Annotated in this window: 20 protein-coding genes and 1 pseudogene; 9 read left to right on the forward strand and 12 right to left on the reverse strand. The window is 54.7% G+C overall.

The annotated features are described in order from the left end of the window. Nucleotides 1–215 precede the first annotated feature (215 nt). Together pabB and AC13CY_RS07760 are read left to right on the forward strand one after the other, a co-directional pair. Complete coding sequence (gene pabB / locus AC13CY_RS07755) at nucleotides 216–1,574, forward strand: aminodeoxychorismate synthase component I (RefSeq protein ID WP_044628119.1); 1,359 nt, start codon at nucleotides 216–218, stop codon at nucleotides 1,572–1,574. Nucleotides 1,575–1,692: 118 nt separating this feature from the next. Beyond that, nucleotides 1,693–2,313: a phosphoadenosine phosphosulfate reductase domain-containing protein gene (locus AC13CY_RS07760; RefSeq protein ID WP_058576286.1), complete on the forward strand. Its 621-nt coding sequence runs from the start codon at nucleotides 1,693–1,695 to the stop codon at nucleotides 2,311–2,313. A gap of 71 nt (nucleotides 2,314–2,384) precedes the next feature. On the opposite strand, the gene cysB is transcribed toward AC13CY_RS07760, so the two are convergent. Further along, nucleotides 2,385–3,359, reverse strand: coding sequence for an HTH-type transcriptional regulator CysB (cysB, locus tag AC13CY_RS07765; RefSeq protein WP_062359131.1), 975 nt, complete (start codon nucleotides 3,357–3,359; stop codon nucleotides 2,385–2,387). Nucleotides 3,360–3,647: 288 nt separating this feature from the next. Between cysB and trxA the strand changes: the two genes are divergently transcribed. Then, nucleotides 3,648–4,031, forward strand: a complete 384-nt coding sequence (gene trxA, locus AC13CY_RS07770) for a thioredoxin (protein WP_074210775.1) — start codon at nucleotides 3,648–3,650, stop codon at nucleotides 4,029–4,031. Between the two features lie 60 nt (nucleotides 4,032–4,091). Here the strand turns inward: trxA and AC13CY_RS07775 are convergent, their stop codons facing one another. The 7 genes and pseudogenes from AC13CY_RS07775 to AC13CY_RS07805 form a co-directional block, all read right to left on the reverse strand. Beyond that, a complete protein-coding gene (locus AC13CY_RS07775) occupies nucleotides 4,092–5,225 on the reverse strand; it encodes an AI-2E family transporter (RefSeq protein ID WP_483052434.1) in 1,134 nt (377 codons plus the stop codon). Nucleotides 5,226–5,495: 270 nt separating this feature from the next. Continuing rightward, the gene (locus AC13CY_RS07780) at nucleotides 5,496–6,464 is read right to left on the reverse strand and encodes a hypothetical protein (protein ID WP_228219084.1); all 969 of its coding nucleotides are present in this window, start codon (nucleotides 6,462–6,464) and stop codon (nucleotides 5,496–5,498) included. Nucleotides 6,465–6,681: 217 nt separating this feature from the next. Beyond that, the gene (locus AC13CY_RS07785) at nucleotides 6,682–6,981 is read right to left on the reverse strand and encodes a hypothetical protein (RefSeq protein WP_128082445.1); all 300 of its coding nucleotides are present in this window, start codon (nucleotides 6,979–6,981) and stop codon (nucleotides 6,682–6,684) included. Between the two features lie 353 nt (nucleotides 6,982–7,334). After that, nucleotides 7,335–7,982 (reverse strand): annotated as a pseudogene (locus tag AC13CY_RS07790) (IS630 family transposase); the annotation flags it as partial. 504 nt (nucleotides 7,983–8,486) lie between these two features. Next, nucleotides 8,487–9,662 (reverse strand): porin, encoded by a 1,176-nt coding sequence (locus AC13CY_RS07795; RefSeq protein ID WP_483052435.1) that lies wholly within the window; start codon nucleotides 9,660–9,662, stop codon nucleotides 8,487–8,489. Nucleotides 9,663–9,892: 230 nt separating this feature from the next. Further along, nucleotides 9,893–10,105: a di-heme oxidoredictase family protein gene (locus AC13CY_RS07800; RefSeq protein ID WP_074210778.1), complete on the reverse strand. Its 213-nt coding sequence runs from the start codon at nucleotides 10,103–10,105 to the stop codon at nucleotides 9,893–9,895. Continuing rightward, nucleotides 10,060–10,212 (reverse strand): di-heme oxidoredictase family protein, encoded by a 153-nt coding sequence (locus AC13CY_RS07805; protein WP_197746112.1) that lies wholly within the window; start codon nucleotides 10,210–10,212, stop codon nucleotides 10,060–10,062. Before AC13CY_RS07805 ends, AC13CY_RS07800 begins: the two co-directional genes overlap by 46 nt. Before the next feature lie 1,181 nt (nucleotides 10,213–11,393). Here AC13CY_RS07805 and AC13CY_RS07810 point away from each other — a divergent pair. The 3 genes from AC13CY_RS07810 (at nucleotide 11,394) to AC13CY_RS07820 (ending at nucleotide 15,823) form a co-directional block, all read left to right on the forward strand. Continuing rightward, nucleotides 11,394–13,535 carry a TonB-dependent receptor family protein gene (locus tag AC13CY_RS07810; RefSeq protein WP_062359135.1) on the forward strand — a complete coding sequence of 714 codons (2,142 nt, stop codon included), beginning with the start codon at nucleotides 11,394–11,396 and terminating at the stop codon, nucleotides 13,533–13,535. Between the two features lie 268 nt (nucleotides 13,536–13,803). Continuing rightward, nucleotides 13,804–14,475, forward strand: coding sequence for a response regulator transcription factor (locus AC13CY_RS07815; RefSeq protein WP_044628127.1), 672 nt, complete (start codon nucleotides 13,804–13,806; stop codon nucleotides 14,473–14,475). A gap of 25 nt (nucleotides 14,476–14,500) precedes the next feature. Then, a complete protein-coding gene (locus AC13CY_RS07820; RefSeq protein ID WP_213477900.1) occupies nucleotides 14,501–15,823 on the forward strand; it encodes an ATP-binding protein in 1,323 nt (440 codons plus the stop codon). Nucleotides 15,824–15,875: 52 nt separating this feature from the next. Here the strand turns inward: AC13CY_RS07820 and AC13CY_RS07825 are convergent, their stop codons facing one another. From AC13CY_RS07825 to AC13CY_RS07835, 3 genes are read right to left on the reverse strand one after another with little or no spacing between them, the layout of a single operon-like run. After that, nucleotides 15,876–19,073 (reverse strand): efflux RND transporter permease subunit, encoded by a 3,198-nt coding sequence (locus AC13CY_RS07825; RefSeq protein ID WP_483052436.1) that lies wholly within the window; start codon nucleotides 19,071–19,073, stop codon nucleotides 15,876–15,878. 14 nt (nucleotides 19,074–19,087) lie between these two features. Next, nucleotides 19,088–20,389: an efflux RND transporter periplasmic adaptor subunit gene (locus AC13CY_RS07830; RefSeq protein ID WP_483052437.1), complete on the reverse strand. Its 1,302-nt coding sequence runs from the start codon at nucleotides 20,387–20,389 to the stop codon at nucleotides 19,088–19,090. A 21-nt stretch (nucleotides 20,390–20,410) separates the two neighbouring features. Then, a complete protein-coding gene (locus AC13CY_RS07835; protein WP_172416038.1) occupies nucleotides 20,411–21,631 on the reverse strand; it encodes a TolC family protein in 1,221 nt (406 codons plus the stop codon). Between the two features lie 251 nt (nucleotides 21,632–21,882). On the opposite strand from AC13CY_RS07835, the gene AC13CY_RS07840 reads away from it, so the two are divergent. Beyond that, nucleotides 21,883–22,710 carry an SIMPL domain-containing protein gene (locus tag AC13CY_RS07840; RefSeq protein WP_054640871.1) on the forward strand — a complete coding sequence of 276 codons (828 nt, stop codon included), beginning with the start codon at nucleotides 21,883–21,885 and terminating at the stop codon, nucleotides 22,708–22,710. Here AC13CY_RS07840 and serS read toward each other — a convergent pair. After that, on the reverse strand, nucleotides 22,655–23,932 hold the full coding sequence (gene serS / locus AC13CY_RS07845; protein WP_483052438.1) for a serine--tRNA ligase: 1,278 nt from the start codon (nucleotides 23,930–23,932) through the stop codon (nucleotides 22,655–22,657). The two genes, AC13CY_RS07840 and serS, sit on opposite strands and share 56 nt — an antisense overlap. Nucleotides 23,933–24,173: 241 nt before the next feature. Between serS and AC13CY_RS07850 the strand changes: the two genes are divergently transcribed. Together AC13CY_RS07850 and AC13CY_RS07855 are read left to right on the forward strand one after the other, a co-directional pair. After that, nucleotides 24,174–25,427 (forward strand): dicarboxylate/amino acid:cation symporter, encoded by a 1,254-nt coding sequence (locus tag AC13CY_RS07850; protein ID WP_044628133.1) that lies wholly within the window; start codon nucleotides 24,174–24,176, stop codon nucleotides 25,425–25,427. 111 nt (nucleotides 25,428–25,538) lie between these two features. After that, nucleotides 25,539–26,129 (forward strand): DUF4202 domain-containing protein, encoded by a 591-nt coding sequence (locus tag AC13CY_RS07855; RefSeq protein ID WP_483052439.1) that lies wholly within the window; start codon nucleotides 25,539–25,541, stop codon nucleotides 26,127–26,129. Nucleotides 26,130–26,153: the final 24 nt, after the last annotated feature.

Genomic DNA, 26,153 nt, shown 5'->3' on the forward strand with positions numbered 1-26,153 from the left:
TATCCCTCTCTATTTCCCTCGTCAACCATGCAAAATAGGCGTTTTTATACGTCTTTCGTTGCAAGCGGGTATGGACCCGGGAAGCAACTGTCAACAATCAAATAAATTAGAATAGCTCGCACCTCAAGCGTGAGAAAGTCGTCGATGGCTTCTGCTGGTGCGATGGTGGTACGACCTATAAAATATGGCGCCCTCACTGGCCTGGCGTTTGCTTCATGACAACGGCGTTGACGATTACAGCCCTGCCCTACTCTTCCGACCCTTTGGCACTGTTTGCCAAACTCAGGCAACGCCCCGGTGCGGTGTTGCTCGATAGCGGCCGTCCGAAGGCCACAACCGGGCGTTACGACATCCTTAGCAGTGACCCCCTCGCTACGCTAAAAATATCGCCAGATGGCCACACAGCGTTTGAGTCTGACACGCTGACACTCCCCCCATCGTTGATGGGCAACAGCCATGCACAGCAGCAGTGGCTTTTAGAGCAGCTACCCACAGCCAACCTCAAGAGCGAGCTCCCCTTTTTAGGTGGCCTGATGGGTTACTGGAGCTATGACCTTGGCCGCAACCATGCAGACATACCCAGCCAGCACCCGCCCGTCACCCAGTTACCTTTAGCGCGTTTAGGGCTGTTTGATTGGTGTATCACATTTGACCACGTCACCGAACAAGCGTGGCTGGTAGGCAGCGAACAGCGGCGCAAGCAGGTAATGGAGTGGTTAAACGAACCAGCAACACCTAGCCACGCCTTTCGGCTCACACAGCCGTTTATAGCCGAACTTAGCCAGGCAGAATATACCGAGCGTTTTGCGGCGGTACAGCGCTATATCCTTGCGGGGGACTGCTACCAAATCAATTTGGCCCAGCGCTTTTCGGCCCGCTATCAAGGAGACGAGTGGCAGGCATACCTTAAACTGCGTGAAGCAACGCCTACGCCCTTTTCAGGCTTTATGGCATGGGGTAGCCAAGCTGTTTTATCACTCTCTCCTGAGCGCTTTATCCAGTGCCGTGACGGCTTGGTGGAAACCCGCCCGATAAAAGGCACCCGCCCACGAGGAAGAACCCCAGAAGAGGATCGTGCCCTGTCGGACGAGCTGCTCAGCAGTACTAAAGATCGCGCGGAGAACGTGATGATTGTGGACTTGCTGCGTAATGACCTAGGGCGCGTATGCACACCTGGCTCTATTCGCGTGCCGCAGCTGTGCCAGCTTGAGAGCTATCCCAACGTGCACCACTTAGTCAGCGTGGTACAGGGCCAACTTGCTGCCCAGCACTCACCGCTTTCGCTGCTCACCGCCGCGTTTCCTGGCGGCTCGATTACCGGCGCGCCAAAAATACGGGCGATGCAGATTATTGATGAGCTGGAACCCTGCCAGCGCAGCGTTTACTGCGGCAGCCTAGGTTATATCGATGTTCGCGGCAGCATGGACACCTCCATTGCCATACGCACAATGGTGGCTGACGATGGCGCTCTCCACGTGTGGGGTGGCGGCGGGCTGGTGGCGGATTCAAAAGCAGATGAAGAGTACACCGAAACGCTGGATAAGATCCGCCACTTAATAGACGCTTTGGAATAAGCGATCAACGTTCTTACATCAAAAAGAAATATAAAAGCCTAACCAAACGGTATTGGGGAGAAGCCCCCCGCCTTTGGTAGCCTAGGGGCATTGCACACTTTTTCACTTAGGAGGCCGCATGTCCTCAACGCTTGAACAGATTAATCGCGACTTTGCCAACAACCCTCAAGAACTGATTAAGTGGGCGTTCAGCCAGGGCGAACGCCCTATCTGCACCACCAACTTCCGCCCCTTCGAAGCGGTCATTCTGCATATGGTGACGCAAGTACGCCCTGATATCCCCATTGTCTGGATGGATAGCGGTTACAACACCGAGGCGACTTACCAGTTCGCCGATGCGCTGATCCAGCGCCTCAATTTAAACATTGTCAGCTTTTTGCCAAAGCGTACTCGCGCCCACCGCGAAGCGCTGGAAGGCCCCATGCCCGGCATTGATGACCCGCGCCATGATGCCTTTACTCAAGAAGTGAAGCTTGAACCATTTGAGCGTGCACTACGCGAGATGCAACCCGATGTGTGGTTTACCGCGCTACGTGCCGAAGACACGCCCGAACGAGCTAAAATGCAGGTGGTTAGCCGCAATAGCGACGGCTTACTAAAAGTCGCCCCACTGCTGCAGTGGACCGCTAAAGATATGTACTACTACTTAGAGGCCCACGACCTACCCAACAACTTCGACTACTTTGACCCCACCAAGGTAGAAGAGAAACGCGAATGCGGGCTACACCTTCAGCACTAAGCTACCAATAAAGCTACCAATACCCAGCACGACGCCCAGGCTTCCCGCCTGGGCTTAAAATGAAATAGCACTTAATACTCAGGCAGTTCTACACCCTCAAACAGCGCTTGTTCAAAGCGCGGCCCGGCCATGAGTGCTTCGTCCACCCGGTCACGGGTTAAGTGAGGCGCAAAGCGAGCCAAGAAGTCGTACATATAGCCGCGCATAAAGGTGCCACGCCGAATGCCGATTTTAGTGGTGGAGCTGGCAAATAAATGGCTGGCATCCAGAGCCACTAGGTCACTATCTAGCACCGGATCTACGGCCATGTGAGCGACAATGCCAACGCCCATACCTAGGCGAACGTAAGTCTTGATCACATCGGCATCGGCAGCGGTTAGTACCACATTGGGTGTTAAGCCCTTCTCTTTGAATGCATCGTCTAACTGTGAACGCCCGGTAAACCCGAACACGTAAGTCACCAGCGGATGCTCGGCCAGGGCCTCAAGCGTTAGCGGGCCATCCAGCGTTGCCAGTGGGTGCTCTTTGGGCACCAGTACGCAACGGTTCCAGCGGTAGCACGGCAACAGCACTAAATCGGTAAATAGCTCTAATGACTCCGTCGCAATAGCAAAATCTGCCAGCCCTTCGCTCACCATCTGGGCAATCTGCTTAGGCGTGCCTTGCTGCATATGCAGCGCCACTTCGGGGTATTTCAGAGTAAATTCACTGATAATCGGCGGCAGCGCATAGCGAGCCTGAGTATGGGTCGTGGCAATCGCCAGGCTCCCGCGGCGCTCGTCGCTATGCTCTTGCGCCACCTGCTTGATATTTTCGGTCAGCTTAAGTACCTGGCCTGCTAGCTCGATAATCGACTGCCCAGCAGGGGTGACGCGGGTTAAATGTTTTCCACTGCGAGCAAAGATTTCAACGCCTAGCTCATCCTCCAGCAAACGAATCTGCTTTGAGATACCCGGTTGAGAGGTAAACAAACTCTGCGCCGTTGCCGAGACGTTCAGGTTGTGTCGATTGACTTCCCAGATATAGCGAAGTTGCTGTAGCTTCATATCCTCACCCTATAATCTATGCAGGAAGCACGTAAAAGCGCATCCTCACGCTGCCACTGTGTGCTTAGCCAAGCGCGCGGTTTCGTGGCTCAATTTCATGGCTCAATGAGCACATTTTTGAATAAAAAAACGCCTCGTAATTCACTTATAATATAAAAAATAGAGACTATGAACATCTATTAATTTTTTCTATTTAACGACAAATCGCATCAGGAATTTGCCAGCACCCTTCGCGCACGCTAACATCTGGCACCTTGACGCGGTGAAAATGCGCTAATATATCGCGTAATGACCGTTGCTCCACTTGAGGCAACGAAACAGCAAGAGCAACGCAAACGGGAGAAGCAAATGGCTAACAATGTTGATGTCACCAACGCCAATTTTGAGCAAGAAGTCCTCAACGCCGAACAGCCTGTCCTGCTGAAGTTCTGGGCCCCCTGGTGCGGCCCGTGTAAAGTCATGGCACCTGTTGTTGATGAAGTGGCCGCTGAGCGTGGCGATAACCTGAAAGTCGTCAGTGTGAATGTTGACGATGCACCTGAAATTGCCGCAGAACAAGGCGTCCGCGGTGTACCCACCGTCATGCTGTTTAAATCCGGCACTAAAGTCGCTTCACTGGTTGGTGCGCAATCTAAGTCGCAGTTGACCCAGTTTATCGACCAAAACGCCTAAGCTGGTAACGTTACCGCTGGCACTGCCAGCGGTATCTCTGTTCTTATTGGCATTGCCTGCCTAAGCGTCGCTTTCTTCTCGCTTCGCCCACTCACCCCGCTTCCAAGGCGGCCGACGCGCGTCTCCAGGGCGTCTCATCTGTACATTACGCTGCTTACCCGGCCCTAATAGATGGGCTATCCAGCGCGTTTGAGGGTGGCTATCCAGAGCAATCTTTAGCGTCATCGTTAGCACCACCGACAGCAGCATGCCCGCCGTGCCAAAGACCCACCCCCACACCACCAGTGAAAGAAACGCCACAAAGGTGGATAACCCCAGCGCCTGCCCCATCACTCTAGGCTCAATCAAATTGCCCAAAATAAAGTTGATGACCAAGTACGCCGATGCCAACAGCAACGCCTGCAGCACACCGCCATCCTGAGAAACCAACAGCAGCAGTACCGGCGGAATCGCAGCCAACGCCGAGCCAATATTAGGAATAAAGTTAAGCGCAAATGCCAATACGCCCCACAGCAGCGGAAACTCAACGCCCACCAGCAGGCACGAGAGCCAGACCAACACACCGGTTGCCAAACTAATCACGGTTTTAACCGCCAAGTAGCGTTTTAGCGTTAGGCTAAATTCACTAAACCGCTCCAAGCTCGGTGCCGGATTTTCAAGCGCCCGGGACACCTTATCGCGAAAATTCAGCGTCTCGAACAGCATGAAAATCACCAGCAGCGCGACGATACTGCCCTGCATAAGCAGCGAGCCAATCTCACCCAGCAGTGTGGCCACCCAGGAGCCGTTCTCCTCCATGGCAAACATCGAACTGAGCTGGTCGGGGTCGATGGCCAACCCACGAGAGGCCAGCGCATTGAGCAAATCCCAGTAGTGCTCGTAAAGCCTGGATTCAATATCAGGTAGCGCTTCAACAAAGGTACTGAAGCTATTGACCACCAACAGGCCAATCAGCGAAATAAAACCCGCCAACACCAGTAGCGTAATCAACGCCGACATCCGCCGACTCAAACCGCAGCGATGCAGCCACTGCACGGGTGAGGTGCACACCACGGCAATAAACACCGCCAGCAGTAGCGGCACCAACAGGTCCGCGCCCACTTTCATTCCCGCAATAATCACTACCAACGCGGCAAGCGCTAGTGTGGCATTGAGCGGGATACTTCGATAATCCTCATCTGACAACTTCGACATAGCCCTTTCCTTAGCGTGTTATCCATACATAATGGCTGCTTGCCTGTTATTGCACAAACCATGCAAACATTAAGGAGTCAACTGATCGCTCACTACAAGCTTTAGCAAGGCCAGGGGGTTTGTCAAAGATGGGGAAGCGGCCATTTTGCCATGATTCCGGCGTGCCCGGGCGGATTGTTGGCCGTGCGACTGCCCATATCGTCAGGGCCGATAAATATCAACCCGCCCGGCGCCTTTCGAATCCGGGCGGGTTTTTGTGTTTTCTCCAGGTTACATTTTGTCATCCATCGGAAGAATGGCAAGGAATGGCCGTTCACTGTGGGCACCCAGAACGATATTCCACTGCAGCAATACTTCCATGCCGCTGTCGCCGCCATCAACGTCAAGACGACGCGCCTGTACCTGCAATCGTGCATGGGGCGAGTAATACCAGCTGTAATGCGCCGAATAAGCCCTGGACGTCAGCGATTTATCCAGTCGCCCCTGAGTGTATTCGGCACCCGCGCCCAGATGATGCGCAGGTTTGAATTGGTAATCCACGAGTGTCCAGGCGCCGTTGGCGTTGTTGCTGACGCCAGGGGCGATTTCCCGCTGGTTGAACAGGACCTCGCCCATCCAGGAAAAACGTGCCGGGTAATCGTAGCCCCGGGCAAATTCCGGTTCGAGCAGGACGCGGAAATCCAGCGCCTGTATATCGGTTGTACCGCCCGTATCGTTCTTGCCGGTCAGGGCACTGAGACCTAACTGGTAGGCCGTGTCACTGGCCTGACGACCAAAATAGAGTTTGCCGCCAAAGGCCTTGTCACCGGACTGGCCGGCATCAAACGCCGCATCGTTGTCGGAATTGAACACGGCGCCGCTGATGCCGGCACGGTAGCCGTTGCCCAGATCGGTGAGACGACCCAGGGTGACAGCCGTCTCCCGAAGCTGTTCTTCGCCGAGAAACTCCTCCACTGGCAAGGGAAGTGAGACTTGTGGCCGTTCCGGTTCATGAACGGTGTTGAGCAATCCGAACTCGTTACGATACTTCCCTGCTTTCAGCCTGAACCCTCTTCCCAGGTCGGCGATCACTGCGGCCTCCTCGACACTTATGTCCTCATCGGACGGCCGGGTCAGGAATATCATCCCATAGAGCCAAGGATTGATCTGCGATTCCAGGGAAACCTCCACCTCACGCAGGTCAAGCACCTGGCGGTTCATATCAGCACCGAAATCCCGGGCTTCGGCGATCAGATCCATATTGGCGCCCACCCGCAGGTCCCCCACTGTAGGCAAGCGGAACAGCCCCTGCTGTTATGGATAAGCCGAGCATTACGATGGCTGCCGGCGATAACCGGTTATAGTTGCTAATCATTACGTATTCCTGAATTGATTTATCGTGCGAATCCCCGAGCAGGCACGCAGTAACCGTGCACTGCGCACTTGCTCATCAATTAAACGGGTAAACAGAGACAGATCAGAACAGGGGTGGTGCGCGGGCCAGCCAGGGGTGGATAAAAATCCGGTGGAAGTGTTGGCTGTACGGTATTTCCAGAAACAGCGCCGGAATCAGTAACGGAAGACCGGGTAATGGCGGGGATAACTGAGCATAAGGCAGGTGATTGAGCAGACATTCCTGATGCCCGACCGGGCCTCCGCCAGCACCATCGATGTCATGCATGGCAAGGTGCTGCGCGGCAAGCAGCAACAAAAGCACCAGCAACAGCCTGAACAGGCGATTGCCGTGTTCTTTTCTTGTGGCTAGCTGATTACGCACTACTTTATCGACGGGCCAATATCCTGGGGTAATTACAACATCCTTCTGCTCTTAAAATGGCCCGGATTTCTCATGGGGGACAAAAGAAAACGGCGGCAGGAGCTATAATTTCAAGCTCCTACACGCGAAACCAACACCAACCGCCGCTGCCCGGGACTATACCTGAAAAACTTCCCTTCGCTCCACCGTCCGCCGCCAGATTGAAACCGATTACTCCGGCGGCCATATCACCTCCGATGCCGAATTGCCTGGCCTTAGGAAACCCGATAGGCAACATCGCCTGACCGGTTGCTATGGGTTAATTTCTTGTGGCATTTGGGGAGCTCTGCTAGTGTCCCGTCTGGGTAATCCGTTTATTTATTATCAATAACACTCAGCTTTGCTCGCGTCACTGAAGTCATAATCGATTCTGCACTCTTGTGCCAGCGGAACGGCTTTGCCAGTTTCTCATTATGAGTTTGGATAAAGCGACGAATCGCCTTCTTAAGTTCGCCGACACTGGTAAAAATGCCACGGTACAAAGCGCGGCGTTCCAGTTGACCAAACCAGCCCTCCACGGCATTCAGCCAAGAGGCGCTGGTGGGTGTGAAGTGAAGCTTGAACCGGAAATGCTTTTCCAGCCAGGCCTTCACTTCTGGTGTTTTGTGAGTCGAGCTGTTGTCCAGAATCAGATGAAGGTCCTGCTCTTTCGGTGTTTCTCGATCAATTTGTCGCAGAAAATCGAGAAACTCTTTGGCGCGGTGGCGTTGTGTAATGCGCCCAATCACTTCGCCGTTCAGGATATTCAGGGCCGCGTATAAGCTGGTCGTCCCGTGCCTCTTGTAATCGTGGGTACGGCGCTCGATCTGGCCGGGTTTCAGTTGCAGCTTTGGTTGAGTGCGATCCAGTGCCTGGATCTGCGTTTTTTCGTCAACCGACAGCACCAGCGCGTTATTCGGCGGATTCAGGTACAGGCCAACGACATCGAAAACCTTCTCAGCAAAGTCTGGATCGTTGCTTACACATTAAGTGACAAGCATCTGCCAGAGAAAGGAAAGTTGAGCGGGGCTGCGTTATATCATAACAGTCGGCACGGGGCACGGTAGAGTTTTTCACCTCCGAGCCTCATTGCTGCCGGGATTTCCACTGGCGAAACTGTTTCCATTCCAGCCATTTCTCAAATTCCCTGTATTCTTGTGAGTCTGGGTCCATCCGCCTGAAGGCTTCGAAGCTTCTGTAGGTGTCAGAGTCCGGGGCCGCCTTCCCTCCGGCGCGTTGACTGGTCGCACAATCTGAGCAACGACCCGACAGGATAGAATATCCCTCCCGGGCGCTGTCATCGGGACTGCTGGCAAACAGGCCTGGTCCATCAGGCAGGCGGTCTTCTCCCGGCATCGGCGTCGTGTCAGCGGGTCGGACCACATTAAGTCCGCAGCCCGACAGAGCTACTACCAGCACGGGAATTATCCATAACCGCAGTTTGTGCATATTTTACTCCTGTCTGTTATTCAGGTCAGACCCGTTGGTTAAAAGGCGATCCGGATACCGGCATAGAGCTGGCTGATATCGTTGGCATCGCCCCATCCTTCAGCGGTCTTGACCGACGAAGGCAGGTCAAGCGAATACAGGTGATACGAGGAGTACAAGCGGACCGCGCTCGACCAGTCGTACACGTATGCCAGACCAATCTGGCTTCCCTTGGTTCCCTCAACAATCAGATCTTTGGTCTCGCCATAGTTGACTGCAAAGTGATGAGCGCCAGTCGAGTAGCCTACCTGACCGAATAGGTTGGTCGCATCATAGCCTTCTTGATTAGCCTGCCCCGCATTGGCCATTGCGTCGGTTTCCTCATTACCGTAGGAGACGGTAAAGTTCAGGCCACCGTCCAGCAACAAAGACGCCGAAGCACCAAGGACTTGCTTCTCTTTGAATTCCGACCCAGGGGTGAGTGGCTGTCCATCGGTGGGCGAGGTCGGAATCTCCAGATCATTAGCATCAACCCAGCTCAGCCCCGTGGCCAGTTTGGCACCCGGAAAATCTACGTGGTACCGGGCCGCCAGTTCATAGGCATTGCCGTTGTCGAGACTGGTCGACAGCACCAGACCGCCGATCGACGGGCTGTCGTAGCGGATACGCTCTTGTCGACCAACGGCATTGAAGACGCCGTTGGTTTCACCAATTCTGTAAAGTTTGTTGCCGTTATCATCGACAAAACTGATGCCGGAAGAATAAAGGGTATACCAGGCACCGCCACCGAAGTAGAGCGTTTCGGAGTAATCCATCATGTTGGCGTAGTAGCCAGCACCATCGCCTTTGCCGAAACTCACCTTACCAAAGTCACCCTCGAGATAGATGTCAATTTTCCGGGTATCCAGGTCAACGCCACCCTCACCCCCCCCGGAGGTATTGTTGCCGATATCGAACTCCGTGGATCCGTACTGAACAACTGACATTTCATAGATAAAACCGAGGTTCATGCCGTTGGCCATCATCTCATTGCCAGTGAACCGGAAACGTGAGTTGGAACCGATGCTGTCGACACTCGCGTAATCAGTCTCATTCCCGTTATCCGCGACGGTGATCGCACGATTCACCTGGCCGGACACCTTGAATTCCATGGCGTGACCCGGCGAAGATAACCCCGCCACCACCAGTGCGAGCGCTGAACTCAGTGCCGCTTTTTTATTTGCCATTAGCATCATAACCCCCCCTCATTATCATTGATTTATTACTGAACGTGTCATATTATCATTGATTTATTACTGATTTATTACTGAACGTGTCATGCGTATTACGTCCATTATCTTAAAGTGCTGTGCCCTCCTGTCCCGAAACTCAAGTGGCTTCAGGTCTTGCGTCAGCACTGGGCACAGCAACAATATTGACCACACTGATAGTAGCACAAGCCCGACGACTGAGAAGTCAATTAACATTAGACTTTAGTGCAACCGGGAGCCTCTTCAGGCACTTTCAGGAAGGCAATCAGCACCGCACGTTCAGTCCTGAATCGTGCCTTGAACTGTTCCCTGGATATCTCGGCTTCGCCCCCGTGCCACAAAATGGCTGGGCCAGATCGTCTGGTCGCTGAGGTTTGGCCGGTCAGCGACCAGACCGGTCGTGCTTTGGTGTGTGGCAGGCGGCACACCCCGTGTTGCTAACGAGTCTGGCGCCTTGCTGCACTTCCGGGTTTTCCATGGCGCGACGGGCGGGAACTGCAAGGCTGCTGGCGTAGAAGGTGATAAAGCCTGCCACTTTGTCGCTGACTTCGGGGTCGCCGCCATTAGCAAACTGGCCACAATCTTGCGTCCACTACCTCGCCAAGAACCTCGGCCGTTGTCACCGCATCCTGGAACGTGGCGTGCGCCAGATCTGCATAATGGCTAACAACGTCAGTTTTGGTCGGCGTGGATGCGGGTGCCTTATCTGCCGTTGGCTCTCTGCTGTGTTGTGCGTTGGCAGCGTCCTGATTGCCGCTGCATCCGGCCATCAAAAGCAGGGTGATTGACAGGGCCAGAGGTCGCGGACGAGTATTGACGTCATGTGCAAATCCTTTGAGGTAAATTAAATATAAATCATTATTATACGCATTAGAGATTGATGGGCGTGTATTGCATGAGTTAAACGACACAAGACTGCGGACCTGTAATAATTCATGGCTGATAGCGGCGGTTGCATTTAATATTGTGTCAGCAACAGTACTAAAAGCCCGTAAAGCGCCGCGCCCCCAATGCGGTCAATGTTCACTGTTGTTGACAGTTGGGGGAGGTCTGAGTTGTCGGGGGCGGGATGAATAGGGCAATCCGGCGCCGCAGCATTCCTTTGTGGTGGTTAGCATTAGCAGCGGCGTTAAGCCTGCTGCTCACCATTCATGATACGTTTGTCATTGCTGTCTTCGAAGGCTACATATCCTGGTGCATACCCTACTGGGACAGTTGCACCAGTATCAGCCGTACAGGGCGTTACTGGCGGTGGGAATTCTCTCCGTTATCCTCACTGCCGCAGTACCTGCCTTGTACAGTCAACTAGACAATGCCTTTGAATGGGTATTGGCGCTACTCATAAACCTTCATGCGCTCTGGGTTGCGCTGCTCTGGCGGCAAAGCTCTTTCCGGGCAAGATTGTGGACGGAGTAAGGGATCGAACCGGGTTACCATGATCACCGACATTGCGAGCAGACCACCGGCGGCTTGTTTGGCCTTCAGAAAAGCTGGCCCCGGATTGCGGGCCAGCTGATACCCTCACCCTCCGCCCAACCCGCTCCGACCTCCGAATTGCCCGTTTGAGAGAAATTCAACCTTTTCAGCCTGGTGACACTCTCTCATTATCATTAACATTGGTTATTGACTTGATTATGAGAAGTCCTTAAATTCGTATCCGCAAATGGAACGCGTTTCTATTTAGAATTTCAAATACGAATAATTGCGGAGAAACACATGTTTAAACCTTCCCGCTTATCACTGGCCGTGGCTGTCAGCCTTGCCCCGGGCGCCAGTTGGGCAGTCGGCGATGATCAGCCCCAGATGCTTGAACCCATGGAAATCATTGGCGATGCGTCTGCCGCCCAGACCTTGCCGGGGTCAGGCTACGTTGTTGGCGATCAACAGTTGAAAACCGAGGTTGAGGCCGACATCAACCAGGTACTGAAAACCGTCCCGGGCGTGTATGTACGGGAAGAGGAGGGTCTGGGCCTGCGCCCTAACATTGGCATTCGCGGTGCCACGGCCGAGCGAAGCAGCAATGTTACCCTGATGGAAGATGGCATTCTGATCGCGCCGGCCCCCTATTCTAACCCGGCCGCCTATTATTTCCCGACGTTCAAGCGCATGTCCTCGCTGGAAGTACTCAAGGGTGCCCCGCTGCTGCGCTATGGTCCGCAAACCACCGGCGGCGTGATCAACCTGATTTCCACACCCATTCCCGACGAGCAGAAGGGCTACGTCGAAGCCGTCACCAACGAGCGCGGCTCCACCGACGTTCATGCAACCTATGGCGACACGAACGGTGACTGGGGCTATCTGGTTGAAACGGTCCAGCGCTCAGCGCAAGGCTTCAAGGACATTGACCGAAGCAACCGCAACAGTGGCTTCGACATCAGTGATTATGTCGGCAAGCTACGCTGGCAGGGAGAGCGCCAGAGCGTAACCGCCAAGCTGCAGTATTCCGAGGAAACCTCCAACTCGACCTATGTCGGACTGACGGATGCGGACTTCAACCAGGACCCCAACCGGCGCTACGGGCTTTCCAGTCTCGACCAGATGGATAATACTCACTCCGGTGTCAGCCTGACTCATCAGTTCGAGTGGAGCGACAATGTAAGCAGCACCACGACTCTCTACCGCAACGACTTCAAACGCAATTGGTACAAGCTCAGTGGCGCCGGAAACATCATCGGCCAGGCAAACGCCGGCGACGCCAATGCCCAGGGTATTCTGGACGGCACAATTGACGCCAGCGGTCTGGAATACAAAAACAACGCCAGGGACTACCTGTCCCAGGGCGTGCAGACAAACTTCGATGTAAACATTGGCAACCACGAATTCGACTTCGGCGCCCGCATCCACGAAGATGAAATGGATCGCTTCCAGCCGGTGGATGTGTACGACCAGGTCAATGGCTCCCTGGTGTTCCAGAACAGCGTGGCCCCAACGGGCAGCAACAACCGCTTTGAGACCGGCGAAGCCCTGAGCTTCTGGGCACTCGACAAGTGGCAGGCGACGGACAAGCTCAATATCAACCTCGCTCTGCGCTACGAGGATGTACAGACCAGCCGCACCCAATACGCGGATCCCGGTCGCACGACCGTCGACAGCACCCGCGCCAATGACAGCGCCGAACTCCTGCCTGGCGCTTCCTTTACCTATGACCTGTCCCAAAGCTGGCAGGTTCTGGGTGGCGTGCACCGGGGTTTCTCCCCTCTCGGAGGTGGTGCCAGGGCAAACGAAGATCCGGAAACCAGCAAGAACTGGGAAGCCGGCGTCCGCTACTTTGGCAATGCGTTCTTCGCGGAAGTGATCGGCTTCTACAGCGACTTCTCCAACAAGGCTGAAAACTGTTCAGTGGGCTCGCCGTGCAGCAATGGCGCCACTTCTGGCAGTTTCGTAGCCGGCGAGGCTGAAATTGCCGGTGCGGAATTCCAGCTCCAGACCGGCACCGAGGCGGGCGAGTTCTACCTTCCGGTCAGCCTTACCTACACCTTTACCCAGGCGGAAATCAGCAAGGACAATGCTGCCTCTGGCCTGAAAAAAGGCGAGCAACTCAAAGACGTTCCGGAAAACCAGATGAGCCTGCGGGTCGGCATGGAGCACCCGAGTGGCTGGGACAACTACCTTGTGGCCACCTACGTCGATGAGATGTGTGTCAGCGCAGGATGCAACAACACCGCGACGAAACTGGACGAGACCGAATCCCTGTTCCTGGTCGACTTCATCAGCCGTTACGCGCTGACCGCCAGTGCCGATGTCTTCCTGAAAGTGGACAACCTGTTCGATGAACAGCAAATTGTCTCACGTTGGCCCGATGGCGCCATGGCGAACCTGCCGCGCACCGCTTCACTGGGGATCAGCGTTAATTTCTGATGAGTGAACGGAGATTGCTGAAAATCCGGCTTCCACTCATCGGGAGCCGGATTTTTGGATCACTCCGATAATCCTTTTTTCACACTCAGGCGCCACTTCGCCTGAGAACGTCGCGCCATTGATGATCTGGACCGCAGCGTCGCCAACCTCGGAAGAGCCAATCTGGACAACGCTAACAACCGGCTTTTCTGATCCTGATTCCTTCGTTACTGTTACAATCAACAGAGGACGAGCGAAACTTTCCCACCACGAAAAACGGCGCTTACAAATGAAAATTCTGATTGTTGAGGACAATGCGGTACTTGCCAAAAGAATATCGGACTGGCTTGCGCAGGCGCACTACACAGTCGATATCGCCAAAACCGGCAAAGAAGCGGACTCGTTGATTGAAACAAGCTCCTACCAGGCCGTTATTCTCGATATCGGACTGCCCGATGAAAATGGACTGTCTTTAATGCAAAGATGGAGAAAAAACGGGAAAAAAGAGGCCATCCTTATTCTGACCGCACGCTCCAACTGGACTGAGAGAGTAGAAGGGTTGAACGCGGGTGCCGACGATTACCTTCCCAAACCGTTTGAGTTTGATGAACTGAAAGCCCGGCTCAGTGCGATTATCCGCAGAAAGGACGGCAGAACGACAGACCAGATCAGTGTTGACGGATTCAGTCTCAACGCCACCTACCGAACGCTTACCACGCCCGACCAGAAAGAGTTCAGACTGACAGCTACGGAATTCCGCCTTTTACAGTGTTTCCTCCGTTCACCAGACAGGGTATTTTCCCAGGACGAACTGGTTGAAACCCTCTACAACATAGAAAGATGCCCCACCAGAAATGTTGTTCAGGTCTATATAGCCAGGCTCAGAAAAATAATAGGGGGCAATAAAATCAAGACTTTGCGTGGCCAGGGCTACTTCTTCGAAAAAGATCCTACTGGCTGAACGCCCGAACGAACCAGGTCAACATATGCCAGCTCCAAAGAGTATCCGAAGAACAGCCATTCAGTATGGGGCTGTTTTCAGCCTCGTCTATTTCACCCTGATATTCTTTTCACATGCCTACGTGATAAAACAACTATCGGACGAGTCCAGGAAACAACACCTGAGTAAAGAGCTGGAAAACTTTCAGGCAATCATTGAAGCCGAGTCCCCGACAACTGACGACCTCAGGAACATGATCCATCAGTTTGAAATGCTTCTGGGGCATGCCATCATCATCGAAACGGCAGGCGGGAGCGTCCTGACGAGCAACAACTTTGACCTGAGCCAAATGCAGGGCGTTGTGGATAAGCCCGAGGGTTTTATTCACATAGCGCAGGGCGCGAACACGCTTTTTGGGCTTAGACGTACGTTCACTGCTACTGGAAAGCTGGCCTCAATCACCGTTCTTGAAACCGAGGGGGCGCTCTCTGAACGACCGCTGAAGGCCCACCTGACATTGCTCGGTGCCTCGGCCGTTCTTCTGGCGATACTGCTGGCTCTGATTGGAACCACCACACATCTGACGTTAAAGCCCATCAGTAAGATAAAAGAGGACCTGAGACGGCTCCAATCCGGGAAACAAAGTCGTCTGAACCCTCACGTGCCGGAAGAGTTTCGTCCGCTGATCCGGCAGCTCAATGATTTGCTCGAGCTGTCAAACCGGCGGCTGGACCGCCACCGCCGCCTGAACTCCGACCTCTCTCACCTGGTCAAAACCTCTATTTCTGCCAATCTTGCCATTTTGTCGGATATCGATACCTTGCCTCCGTCCCGGGAGGATGTTGTGTTTATGGCCTCTAACTTGCGGGAGCTTGACAAATCCCTGAAATACCGGATGAGCAAAGCAGACATATCAGGCAGACAGATGGGACGGACGTGCATGCCGGTTGAAATCACGGCAAGTGTCATCACCGTTATGGAAAAAATCTTCCCTGACACGGTTTTTCGCCTCCACACCAACTTACCTGAAAACTTCAGCTGGCCAATGGAGCGACAGGATCTTTCAGAGCTACTTGGCAATTTACTCGAAAATGGCGGGAAGTGGTGCCAGACAACCGTCGACGTTACAATCGCCCGCACGTCATCAGGACTCTCCATAGAAGTAGCGGACGATGGCCCCGGAATTTCTCCCGAGGCGGCAGCCACTGTCATGAACAGGGGTACCAGGCTGGATGAAACGGTCGCCGGTTTTGGGCTCGGATTGTCCATCGTGTCCGAGATTGTCGAAGACAACCTCGGACAGATGAACATGGGTACCTCAAAAAACGGAGGAGCCAGCATTGTCATTCTACTGCCACTTCCGGATTAGAAAACCTCCAGAAAGGCAACCGTCGATGACGCAGCGCGGCTTCTCCCATTTTTTACCGTTGGATATCACTCACCTTGGCTCTTGAAAAGCGACCGAACAGAACCGGCAAAACAAAGAGTGTCAGGAAAGTTGCAGTCACGAGACCACCAACAATCACGCTGGCCAGTGGCTTCTGGATTTCCGCTCCCACGCCCGTCGACAACAGCATCGGTATCAAGCCGAGCGCCGAGGTTATTGCTGTCATCAAGACAGGACGTAAACGGGAGACGGCACCTTCAAACACCGCGGTATCCACGTTCAACCCATCCTGTATTCGCTGATTGATGCTTTCGACCATAACGACCCCGTTAAGCACCGCCACACCAAACAGTGTGATAAATCCAACGGAACTGGGGACTGAAAGGTACTGGCCGGAAATCCAGAGCGAAAAGACGCCACCAATGACAGCAAGCGGCACGTTGACCAGAATTAACAGTGCCTGACCAACCGAACTGAAAGCGAAGTACAGCAACAGCGCAATCAGTCCCAGAGATACAGGAACCACGATAGTCAACCGCTTCTGAGCTCGCTGCTGGTTTTCAAACTGACCACCAATATCAACCGAATAGCCGGGGGGAAGGTTCACTTCTGACGCGATGGTATCCTGAATGTCGGCAACCACACTGCCCATGTCACGACCCTGCACATTAGACTGAATGACCACACGGCGCTGAACGTCGTCGCGGCGCACCTGGGGCGGGCCGGACTCAATAGACACATCGGCCACATCACCGAGTCTCACCCAGGCTCCGGAAGGCGCCTGCAACCTGAGATCAGCAATGGCATCCCGGTCTTCCCGGAAACGTTTGGCCAGGCGCACATAGATATCGTACCGCTCATTTCCGTTGATGATCTGGCCCGCGGCGGCACCACCCAGTCCGTCCCGGACGACACTCATCACATCAGACACGGCGAGTCCGTACCGGGAGAGTGCCTGACGGTCTGGCTGAACCACCAACTGCGCTTCACCGGCAATCTGCTCCATGGCCACGTCTCGGGTCCCCTGAACAGTTCGGACCGCCGCTTCGATCTGCTGACCTTTCTCGGCCAGCACCTTGAGATCCGGGCCAAAGAGTTTGATGGCCAACTGCGCGCGGACACCTGACAACAATTCGTCAACCCGAGTTGCAATAGGCTGAGAAAAGTTAAACAGTAGCCCCGGGTGCTGTTCGAGCTTCGCCTCAAACAGGGCCTGCAATTCATAGCGATTACTGGCGCTGGTCCACTCGGCTGTTGGCTTAAGGCCGATATAGATCTCTATATTGTTAACGGGCTCCGGATCCCCGCCTATTTCCGGTCGGCCCGCCCGGGACAGGGCGTAGGTCACTTCTGGAAATTCCATCAGCATGGCTTCCAGTTTTGGCGCCACTTCAAGCGCCGTATCAAGGCTTGATGAAGGGGCCAGGGTCACCCGGAGGTTAATCGTTCCCTCTTCCAGTTCAGGAACGAACTCCGTGCCGAGTCGTGGCACAACCAGCGCCGCCAGCACAACAAGAACAGCCGCCGCGCCAACAACCACGCGGCTATGCTTCAGTGACCAGGCAAGCCCCATGCGATAGAGCTTTTCCAGGGGTTTTAGAATGAAGCTTTCCCGCTCCCGGATACCCTTACGGAACATGTATGACGCCAGCGCGGGTACAACCACCAGAGCGACGATCACAGCGGACACAATGGCCAGCATGATGCTGATCGCCATTGGCTGGAAAAGCTTGGCTTCCACACCTTCAAAGCTGAACAGAGGCATGAAAACGACCAGGATAATCGCCGTCGCGAAAAAGATCGGCCGCGCCACTTCCCGGCCCGCTTCCTGCAGTCGAAGTGCAATGCCACGATCATCGTGCGATGCATCCAGCGGATCGGGGTCGCCTTCAGCCAACTCATTCCGGTGGGCGTCATGCTCAGCATCGGGATGGGTCAGATGCTTGAAAATGTTCTCAACCATAACAACAGAGCCATCCACCAGCATGCCAATTGCCACAGCAATACCGCCCAGAGACATCAGGTTGGCCGAGAGACCGAACCAGGCCATGATCATCAGGGCAATCCCGATGGAAATCGGTATTGAAAGCAGCACCAGCGTTGTTGCCCGCAGATTCATCAGGAACAGGGCAAGCACGATCGCAATAAACACAAAAGCCAACAGAAGCGCATTGGTCACCGTCTCTACGGCCTTGGTCACCAGATCCGCCTGGTTGTAATAGGGCTCAAAACGAACCCCACTCGGAAGCGCCTGATTTATGCGATCAATGCGGGCCTCGATGCCGTCGATGGTGGCTTTTGTGTTGGCCCCCATTCGTTTGAGTACAATGCCAGAAACCACTTCACCCAGTTGTTCAACCTGACCGGCTTCATCCTTCCGGGTCATGGTTACCGCACCCTGGCGAATTTCAGTGCCCAGCGCTACCTCGGCGACATCGTTCACTGTCACTGTAATGCCATCACTGGTTTTAACGGGCACCTGACGGATCTGCTCGAGCCCCTGCTCGCCATTACCCAGCCAGCCCATACCGCGAATAACCAACTGCTCCTGCCCGCGGCCCATATACCAGCCCCCAACATTGGAGTTGTTGTTCTCCAGGGCTTCCATGACATCGTTCTGTGATAAGTCATAGGACAGCATTCGCGCCGGGTTCAGGTTAACCTGGTACTGGCGGACCTCTCCGCCAAACGACAGGATTTCCGTAACCCCTTCAGCCGGTATCAGCAACAGTTTGACCAGCCAGTCGTGCAAGCTGCGCAATTCCATTGCGTCGTACCCCGAATCCGGGTCCGCTATCAGCAAGTACTGGTAGACCTGGCCAAGACCGGACGTATTCGGCCCCATTTCAGGCACCCCGACCCCGTCCGGAATCAGCTCCCGCGCGGCCTGCAACCGCTCGAAAACCAGTTGGCGCGCGAAATAGATATCCGTGCCCTCTTTAAAGACCACGGTGACACCAGACAACCCGGTTTTGGAGATGGACCGAACCTCCTCAACATCCGGCAACGCATACATCACCGCTTCAATGGGATAGGTGATCAGCTGCTCGACTTCCTCAGCCGCAAGTCCGGGCGCCTCTGTATTAACAGCGACCTGGACGTTTGTAACGTCGGGGAAAGCATCAAGATTCAGTTTTGGTATCTGAAACGCGGCCGTGGCGATAAGCACTGCAAGCGCAATAAGAACCAACAGGCGGTTCTGAACCGCCAAGTCGACAACTCGGTTGAACATAATGACTCCCGGAATCAGTGGTTGTGCGGATCAAAGCCGCCTTTGGCAATCTCAGAGGCCACAAAAAATGCGCCCCGCAAAACGACTCGTTGGCCCGCAGCCAGGCCGGAAACCTCACGGAGCCCGCCAATTGAGCGGCCCAGTTCCACTTCCACGGGTTCATACTCGCCTTCGGCCTCTTCCACATAGACCGTCCAGTCGCCGTCCGCGCCACGCATCAATGCAGTCTCCGGCACGGCAAGCACCGGCTCGCTGGTCTTAAAACGAAAATACACATCTGCGAACATTCCTGGATGAAAACGATCTTCAGGATTGTCCAGCTCCAGCCTGACAATCCGCGTGCGGGTCACAGGATCAATGGTGTGGGCTTCCTGGGACACCGTTGCCACGCCCACACGACCCGCTGCCCTGACTTCGGCTTCCGCGCCCTTCTCTAGAACAATGTCGGAGCTTGCTGGCAGATGGGCTTCTACCCAAAGCTCACTCTCATCAGCAAGAGTCACCAGCGGCTGGCCAGCCTCAACTCTTTGTCCTTGCTCAAACTCATCGGTCAGTACTGCACCATCCACGCGAGCCCTGAGCATGTATTCACCGAGACTATCCACCCCGCTGGCCTTCAACGCACCAATGTCATCATCGTTCAGCCCGTAAGCAAGCAGAGTCGCCCTTGCTGCTTCAATGTTGGCTTTCGCTGTATTGAACCGCTGATCGCCAACCACGGAACGACCCAGCCCGCTGATTCGCTTCCATTCAGGAAAAGCTTTCCTGTAATCCGCCTGCGCCTGTGCCACCGTCTCACTGAACAGGGTTACCAGCGGCTGGCCCTTGGTTACGTGCTCACCCAGTTCCACGTGACGCCGCAGCACCACTGAGGCAACCCGGGGGGACACGTGATAGCTGGTATAGCCGTTGGTCAGCAGCTCACCGGGCGCGTAAACTTCATAGTCAACGCGCTTGCTCTCAAGGGTTGCTACTTCAATGCCGGCGAGCTCTTTCTGTTTGGCATTGATGCTTGCGGTGGCCGCTTCTTCATGGCCACCGTTCTCGTCTTCGTGGCCGTGCCCCCCTTCCTCTTCATGATCACCTTCCTCCTCATGCTCACCTTCCTCCTCATGCTCACCTTCCTCCTCATGCTCACCTTCTTCACCATGATCTTCCTTATGCTCGCCCTTCTCACCGGTGACTTCCTGATGATCGTCGCCACTGGCAGCATGATCATGACCGGCTTCCTGATGAGCATCTTCCTCTGCCTGTACAAAAGAAAGTGGGGCTGTAAGCAACGTCAATGCGAATACTGAAATCAGAGCTTTTTTCATAATGAATATCCAGTTTCCAGACTAGTATTGGAAGAGGGTGATCAGTTCGCCAGACTGGCTCAAGAGCTCAATCAGACCCAACTGCGCCTGCTTTTCCAGTTCAATACCGGTTTTCAGGCTCTCCGCGCGCTGGCCCAGCGCCTGGAGATACTCAGAGGTGGAGAGGTCGCCGACCTGCCACTGCTTCTCAAGCAAATCGGCACTTCGCTGTACACGCCCCTGGGATAGTTCTTTCCATCGACGGAGTTGCTTGTCGTATCGCTTCCAGGAAGCGCGAGCGCCTGCCAGGTCATATTGTCGTTTCCGGTAGAGCGCCTGAAACCGCGCTTCCGCCTCCAGAGCCCGTCGATTCGCAGCCCGGGTTTCAGCGCTGTAGTTATTACGGACGTTCAGAGGGATCGAGAACGTCAGGCCAACCAGGTTCTCACCGCCATCACGCCCTCCGCTCAGCCCGACCGTGGGAGATGCCGTCGCTCTGCGACTGACCACCTCGGCTTCGCTCCGCAGCACCTGCCACCTCGCGCGGGCAGCAGCAATTGACGGATGATCCAGCAAATTGTCGTTATCGACCCTGGAAGCAAGAGCCGGCCAAATGTGCCCGGGGATTCCCCCATCCTGAGGCCTCCAGTCCGGCAGACGTTCTCTAACTTGAGTTTCTGCTCGATCAACTGCGGCCTTTGCCTGGGCGAGTTCACTGAGCTGCTGAGAAAGGCTTAAAAAAAGCAACTCTGCATCGGTACTCCCCAGGTCGCCCGCCTGCTGGCGTTGCTCAACCTGCTCCAGCAAGGCATTCAGACGGTGTTGCTGGGATTCCGCAATTTCTTCGGCACGCGTCGCCGCGCGCCACTCGACAAGCGCAAACAGCGACTCGGACGTTTGTGCCAAAACCGCCTCGTTCAAATCAGCTTCAGCGGAAAGCCTGATCAGCTTTGCCTTGTCCTTTAGCGCACCCTGTTGATCAGACCAATCGATCGTTTGTGATAGCCCTGCCACAAAGTTGTTGTCACTGCCCGTTCTGTCTGCTCCAACAGACAGCTCCGGGTTATACAGCGGTTGTTCGCTTGCCTCAGCATCCTGATTCCGGGCTGCCGCCTGCTCTGTCGCCGCCATAACATCCGGATGTTTGCTTATCTGGCCAGTGAGCCAATTTGTCCAATTCACAGTCTCCGCTTGACCGAACAGAGGAATGGACAATAGTACTGAACACAACAACGCTCTGGGCGAGTGCTTGCTTGCCTTCATCGACTTTCTCCCGAAGGGGTAAATAGCCACAATTCATGGGCGCGAGGCGTCCATGACAAAGTAGGAACAGGCTAGGATAGTAAGTGAAAAGGTTAAAATGAACTTGAATTCGAAGCGTCATCCACAAAAAGCAACTGTTTTCCGTCTACTCTTTGCCAGCGAACTTTATGGCAACCTTTCCTTCCAAACAGCGATACACAATATTAGTTAGCCTACTCTGCTCATTGGCTCTCTTAGCAAGGAAGTGACCTATGAATACAGCAATGCAACACTTTAAACGCCTCCGCTACGGCATCGTGGGTAGCGCTTTGTTTGCCCTATTGACTACCCCTATGGCTTACGCCGCGCCGCCTGCTCCGCCAAGCCTTCACGTTCAGGCGCAGTCATGGGTGGAAGTTGAACCCGATAAAGCCACGCTCTCTGCACGTTTGTGGGAAAACACCCCAGCGGTTTCAACCTTAGAAGACACCGATAGCGAAGCCCTGGGCAGCGCCCGCGAGCGGCTTGAGCAGCGTGCCAGCGAGCTGATTGCCGCCATGGAAGAGATCGGCATTGAGCAACGCGCCATCAATGCAGGCTCCCTGAACGTGTATCCTGAGCATGTCGCAGGCCCGCGCAACGACAACGGCGAACAAGAGACGCTGATGCGCACCCGCTTAGAACGCCCCTTCAGCGTTGAGCTAACTAATATAGACCAATTAGGCGATGTGCTGGACGCTTTGATTGACGCTGGTGTAAATGCGTTAGATGGTGTGCAGTTTGACCTGCAGGATCGCGACGCCGCCACCGACGAAGCACTGACAAAAGCGTTAGAAAAAGCCCGCCATAAAGCCGACCTTATGGCGAGCACGCTAGATGTCACGCTTGGCCCTGTTCAACACATTGAAGAGACCCAAGCGCCGGTTTTTCAACCCCGCATGATGGCCATGCGCGCCGAAAGTGACGCTATGGGCAGCGGTTCAGCCAGCGACTACCGCCCCGGCACCATTCGCATCGATGCCGGGGTGAACGTCGAGTGGGCGCTTAGAGGGCAAGACGGTCGAGGCCGCCTAGATAGGGCTGCAGGGGAGCAGGAATAGTCACTGACCCATCGGCCTGCTGGTGATTTTCAAGCACTGCCAGCAGGCAACGCCCTACTGCCAAACCCGAACCATTGAGCGTATGCAGTAGCTGAGGCTTTTTGGAATCAGGGTGGCGGTAACGGGCTTGCATCCGACGCGCCTGGAAATCTTCGCAGTTAGACACAGAGGAGATTTCCCGGTAGGTGTTTTGGCTCGGCAGCCACACTTCCAAATCGTAGGTTTTTGCCGCGCCAAAGCCCATGTCGCCCGTACACAGCGTCACCACCCGATACGGCAACTCAAGCGCCTGCAGAATGGCTTCTGCATGGCCGCGCATCTCTTCCAGCGCTTCATAGCTCTTCTCCGGCTCCACAATTTGCACCATCTCGACTTTATCGAACTGGTGTTGACGAATCATGCCACGGGTATCGCGCCCATAAGCGCCAGCTTCCGAACGGAAACATGGAGTATGCGCCGTGAGCTTCATCGGCAGCGCAGCCAGCTCGACGATCTCATCACGCACGAAGTTGGTCAGCGGTACTTCTGAGGTGGGAATCAAGTGGTACTCCCGCTCGTCGTTCAGCTTGAACAGATCCTCGCCGAACTTGGGCAGCTGGCCCGTACCCATCAGCGAATCCCGATTCACCATGTAAGGCACATAGCACTCTTCATAGCCGTGCTGCTGGGTTTGCATATCCAGCATAAACTGCGCCAGCGCGCGATGCAGGCGAGCGATGGGCCCGCGCATCACTGCAAAGCGCGCGCCGGTTAGCTTGGCCGCCAGTTCAAAATCGAGATAGCCGGATTTCTTACCCAAATCCACATGGTCTAGCACCTCAAAGTCGAACTCACGCGGCGTGCCCCAGCGGTGCAGCTCCACGTTATCGTCTTCGTTCTTGCCTTCCGGCACGCTCTCATGGGGCAGGTTGGGAATACCGCTAATCGCGTCATCCCACTCAGCCTGTACCTCGGCCAGCTCGCGCTTAGCAGCATCCAAACGGTCACCAAGATCGCTCACCTCATCCAGCAGCGGCTGGATATCTTCGCCACTGGCTTTGGCCTTACCAATCGCTTTGGAGCGCATATTACGCTCGTTCTGCAACTGTTCGGTCTGGGTTTGCAACTCACGACGGCGCGACTCTAGCGCCTGCAGTGCCGCTTTATCGAGTTCGAAGCCCCGGCGGGCCAGTTGTTGCGCAGTTGCATCAAGATCGCCGCGCAGCAGTTTCGGATCGAGCATGAGTTATCCCTTGGCCAGAATTCAGTGAAACACGGCTCTCAAAGGCCGTGACAAAGGGGTCTATTGTAGGCAAAAGCGCGAGTTGGGGCTATGGCAGCGCACCACCATGCTGAACTTAGTCGTTGACGGGTATGCACCATGACCCTTACGCATATCCCCCCTTATTAGCCAAAAGTGATAGAGTGCCCGCCGCTTTAAAGCAAGAATCACTAACAACGGGTTATAGAAAAGGAGAAAGTTTATGCAGGAGACCGCAACGCAAGAAAAATTTGGTTGGTGGCGACGTATCGCTCTATGGCAGAAAATCCTGGCTGGTTTGGCGCTCGGGGTGTTGGCAGGCGCACTGCTCGGCGAAACAGCGAGTGTATTTAAGCCACTGGGCGACATCTTCATCAACGCCATTATGATGCTGATTGTGCCGCTGGTCTTTTCGACGCTGGTGGTGGGTATTACCTCCATGCGCGATCCACAGAAGATGGGCCGTATTGGGGCTCGCACCATTATCCTTTACTTGGTGACCACTGCCTTTGCCATCAGCATTGGCCTTGTGCTCTCTACCCTGCTGCAGCCTGGGGTGGGTGTCGGGCTAAGTTTCGACGCTGAAGTCTCGGCTAACGAAGCACCATCGCTAATGTCGATTCTCATTAATCTCGTGCCGCGCAATCCGATTGATGCCCTGGCTAATGGCAACATTATGCAGATCATTGTGTTTGCCATTGGCTTGGGCATCTCGCTAACGCTTATCGGTGAAAAAGGCGAGCCGGTGATGAAGGTCTTCGATAGCTTCGCGGAAGCCATGTATAAACTCACTGGCCTCGTGATGGCGTTTGCGCCATTCGGGGTGTTTGGTTTGATTGCCCATGTATCGGGCCAGTATGGCTTAGAAATTTTGCTCCCACTCGCCAAACTGATCGGCGTGGTCTATCTCGCCAGCATTTTACATGTGCTTGTTATCTACTCTGGCTTTATTTCTCTGATGGGACGTTTGAACCCGGTGCGCTACTTAAAAGGCAGTCTGGATGCCATCGTGGTGGCGTTTTCTTCTGCTTCCTCAGCAGGCACCCTGCCCGTCTCAATTCGCTGCGCACAGAAAAACCTGGGCGTATCGGAAGGGGTGTCCGGCTTTGTACTGCCCGTAGGCGCCACCATCAATATGGATGGCACCGCACTGTATCAAGGCGTGGTGGTGCTATTTATTGCTCAGATGACCGGCACTGATTTGAGCATGATGGATTACGGCATGATCGTAGCCACCGGCACGCTGGCCTCGATTGGTACTGCAGGCGTTCCTGGTGCAGGCCTGATTATGCTCTCCATCGTGATGGCACAAATTGGCCTACCCCTTGAAGCTATTGCCGTGGTTGCGGGTATTGACCGCATTCTGGATATGGCGCGTACCAGTGTTAACGTCGCAGGCGATCTGATGGTCACCACGCTGGTAGGTAAAAGCGAAGGCGAACTCAACGAAGAAATCTACAACACCAGCCGCTCTTAATAATCGATTAGGCTATCCCTCGCGCCCGCTGCCCTTGGTAGCGGGCGCTTTTTTATACCGAACTACAAGCTGCTAGGATGTCACTCTGACCACTGAACCAAGCGAGCCGATATGTCTTCTGCCTTTGAACACACCCTTGCCGCTATTGATGCGCTTCATGCTCAAGACCCACGGCCAACCACTCTCGCAGATGGCACTTCTCATCCACAAGAGCTTATCTATGCCCAGCGTATGAGCCGGTGGTTAGAGCGACTGCAGGAGGCGCCGAGCGAACTGTTGCGCATTGCCGTGCGCGCCCAGCACCTGCAGCGCTGGCAGCTGCCGCGAAGCGATTACCCAGAAGGCCGTATTGGCTACTTAACTTGGCGGCGGGACCAAAGTGCCCAGGCTGGTGATACCACGGCGGCACTCATGGAAGAGGCGGGCTATTCCCAAGAGGAGGCCAAACGCGTCGCCAGCATGATTCTCAAGCAAGGCTTGGGCCGAGATAGCGATGTTCAAGCCCTAGAGGACTGCGCCTGCCTAGTGTTCTTGGAAAACTACTTCGCCGATTTCTCCCGCAAGGTGGAGCACGACCACATGGTGCGCATTGTGCAAAAGACCTGGGGCAAGATGTCGCCGCAAGCGCATGCGCTAGCCCTGACGCTGCCCATGAACGACGCCTGTGCAACGCTCGTCAAAGAGGCGTTAGACAGCCACTGAGATGCCCCATCAAGATGCACCGCC

This window comes from Vreelandella sp. L-15, from assembly GCF_056857635.1.

Coding starts and splice junctions, on each gene's coding strand:
- pabB (WP_044628119.1), top strand. CDS start 216: ATGACAACGGCGTTGACGATTACAGCCCTGCCCTACTCTTCCGACCCT.
- AC13CY_RS07760 (WP_058576286.1), top strand. CDS start 1,693: ATGTCCTCAACGCTTGAACAGATTAATCGCGACTTTGCCAACAACCCT.
- cysB (WP_062359131.1), bottom strand. CDS start 3,359: ATGAAGCTACAGCAACTTCGCTATATCTGGGAAGTCAATCGACACAAC.
- trxA (WP_074210775.1), top strand. CDS start 3,648: ATGACCGTTGCTCCACTTGAGGCAACGAAACAGCAAGAGCAACGCAAA.
- AC13CY_RS07775 (WP_483052434.1), bottom strand. CDS start 5,225: ATGTCGAAGTTGTCAGATGAGGATTATCGAAGTATCCCGCTCAATGCC.
- AC13CY_RS07780 (WP_228219084.1), bottom strand. CDS start 6,464: ATGGATCTGATCGCCGAAGCCCGGGATTTCGGTGCTGATATGAACCGC.
- AC13CY_RS07795 (WP_483052435.1), bottom strand. CDS start 9,662: ATGATGCTAATGGCAAATAAAAAAGCGGCACTGAGTTCAGCGCTCGCA.
- AC13CY_RS07810 (WP_062359135.1), top strand. CDS start 11,394: ATGTTTAAACCTTCCCGCTTATCACTGGCCGTGGCTGTCAGCCTTGCC.
- AC13CY_RS07815 (WP_044628127.1), top strand. CDS start 13,804: ATGAAAATTCTGATTGTTGAGGACAATGCGGTACTTGCCAAAAGAATA.
- AC13CY_RS07820 (WP_213477900.1), top strand. CDS start 14,501: ATGCCAGCTCCAAAGAGTATCCGAAGAACAGCCATTCAGTATGGGGCT.
- AC13CY_RS07825 (WP_483052436.1), bottom strand. CDS start 19,073: ATGTTCAACCGAGTTGTCGACTTGGCGGTTCAGAACCGCCTGTTGGTT.
- AC13CY_RS07830 (WP_483052437.1), bottom strand. CDS start 20,389: ATGAAAAAAGCTCTGATTTCAGTATTCGCATTGACGTTGCTTACAGCC.
- AC13CY_RS07835 (WP_172416038.1), bottom strand. CDS start 21,631: ATGAAGGCAAGCAAGCACTCGCCCAGAGCGTTGTTGTGTTCAGTACTA.
- AC13CY_RS07840 (WP_054640871.1), top strand. CDS start 21,883: ATGAATACAGCAATGCAACACTTTAAACGCCTCCGCTACGGCATCGTG.
- serS (WP_483052438.1), bottom strand. CDS start 23,932: ATGCTCGATCCGAAACTGCTGCGCGGCGATCTTGATGCAACTGCGCAA.
- AC13CY_RS07850 (WP_044628133.1), top strand. CDS start 24,174: ATGCAGGAGACCGCAACGCAAGAAAAATTTGGTTGGTGGCGACGTATC.
- AC13CY_RS07855 (WP_483052439.1), top strand. CDS start 25,539: ATGTCTTCTGCCTTTGAACACACCCTTGCCGCTATTGATGCGCTTCAT.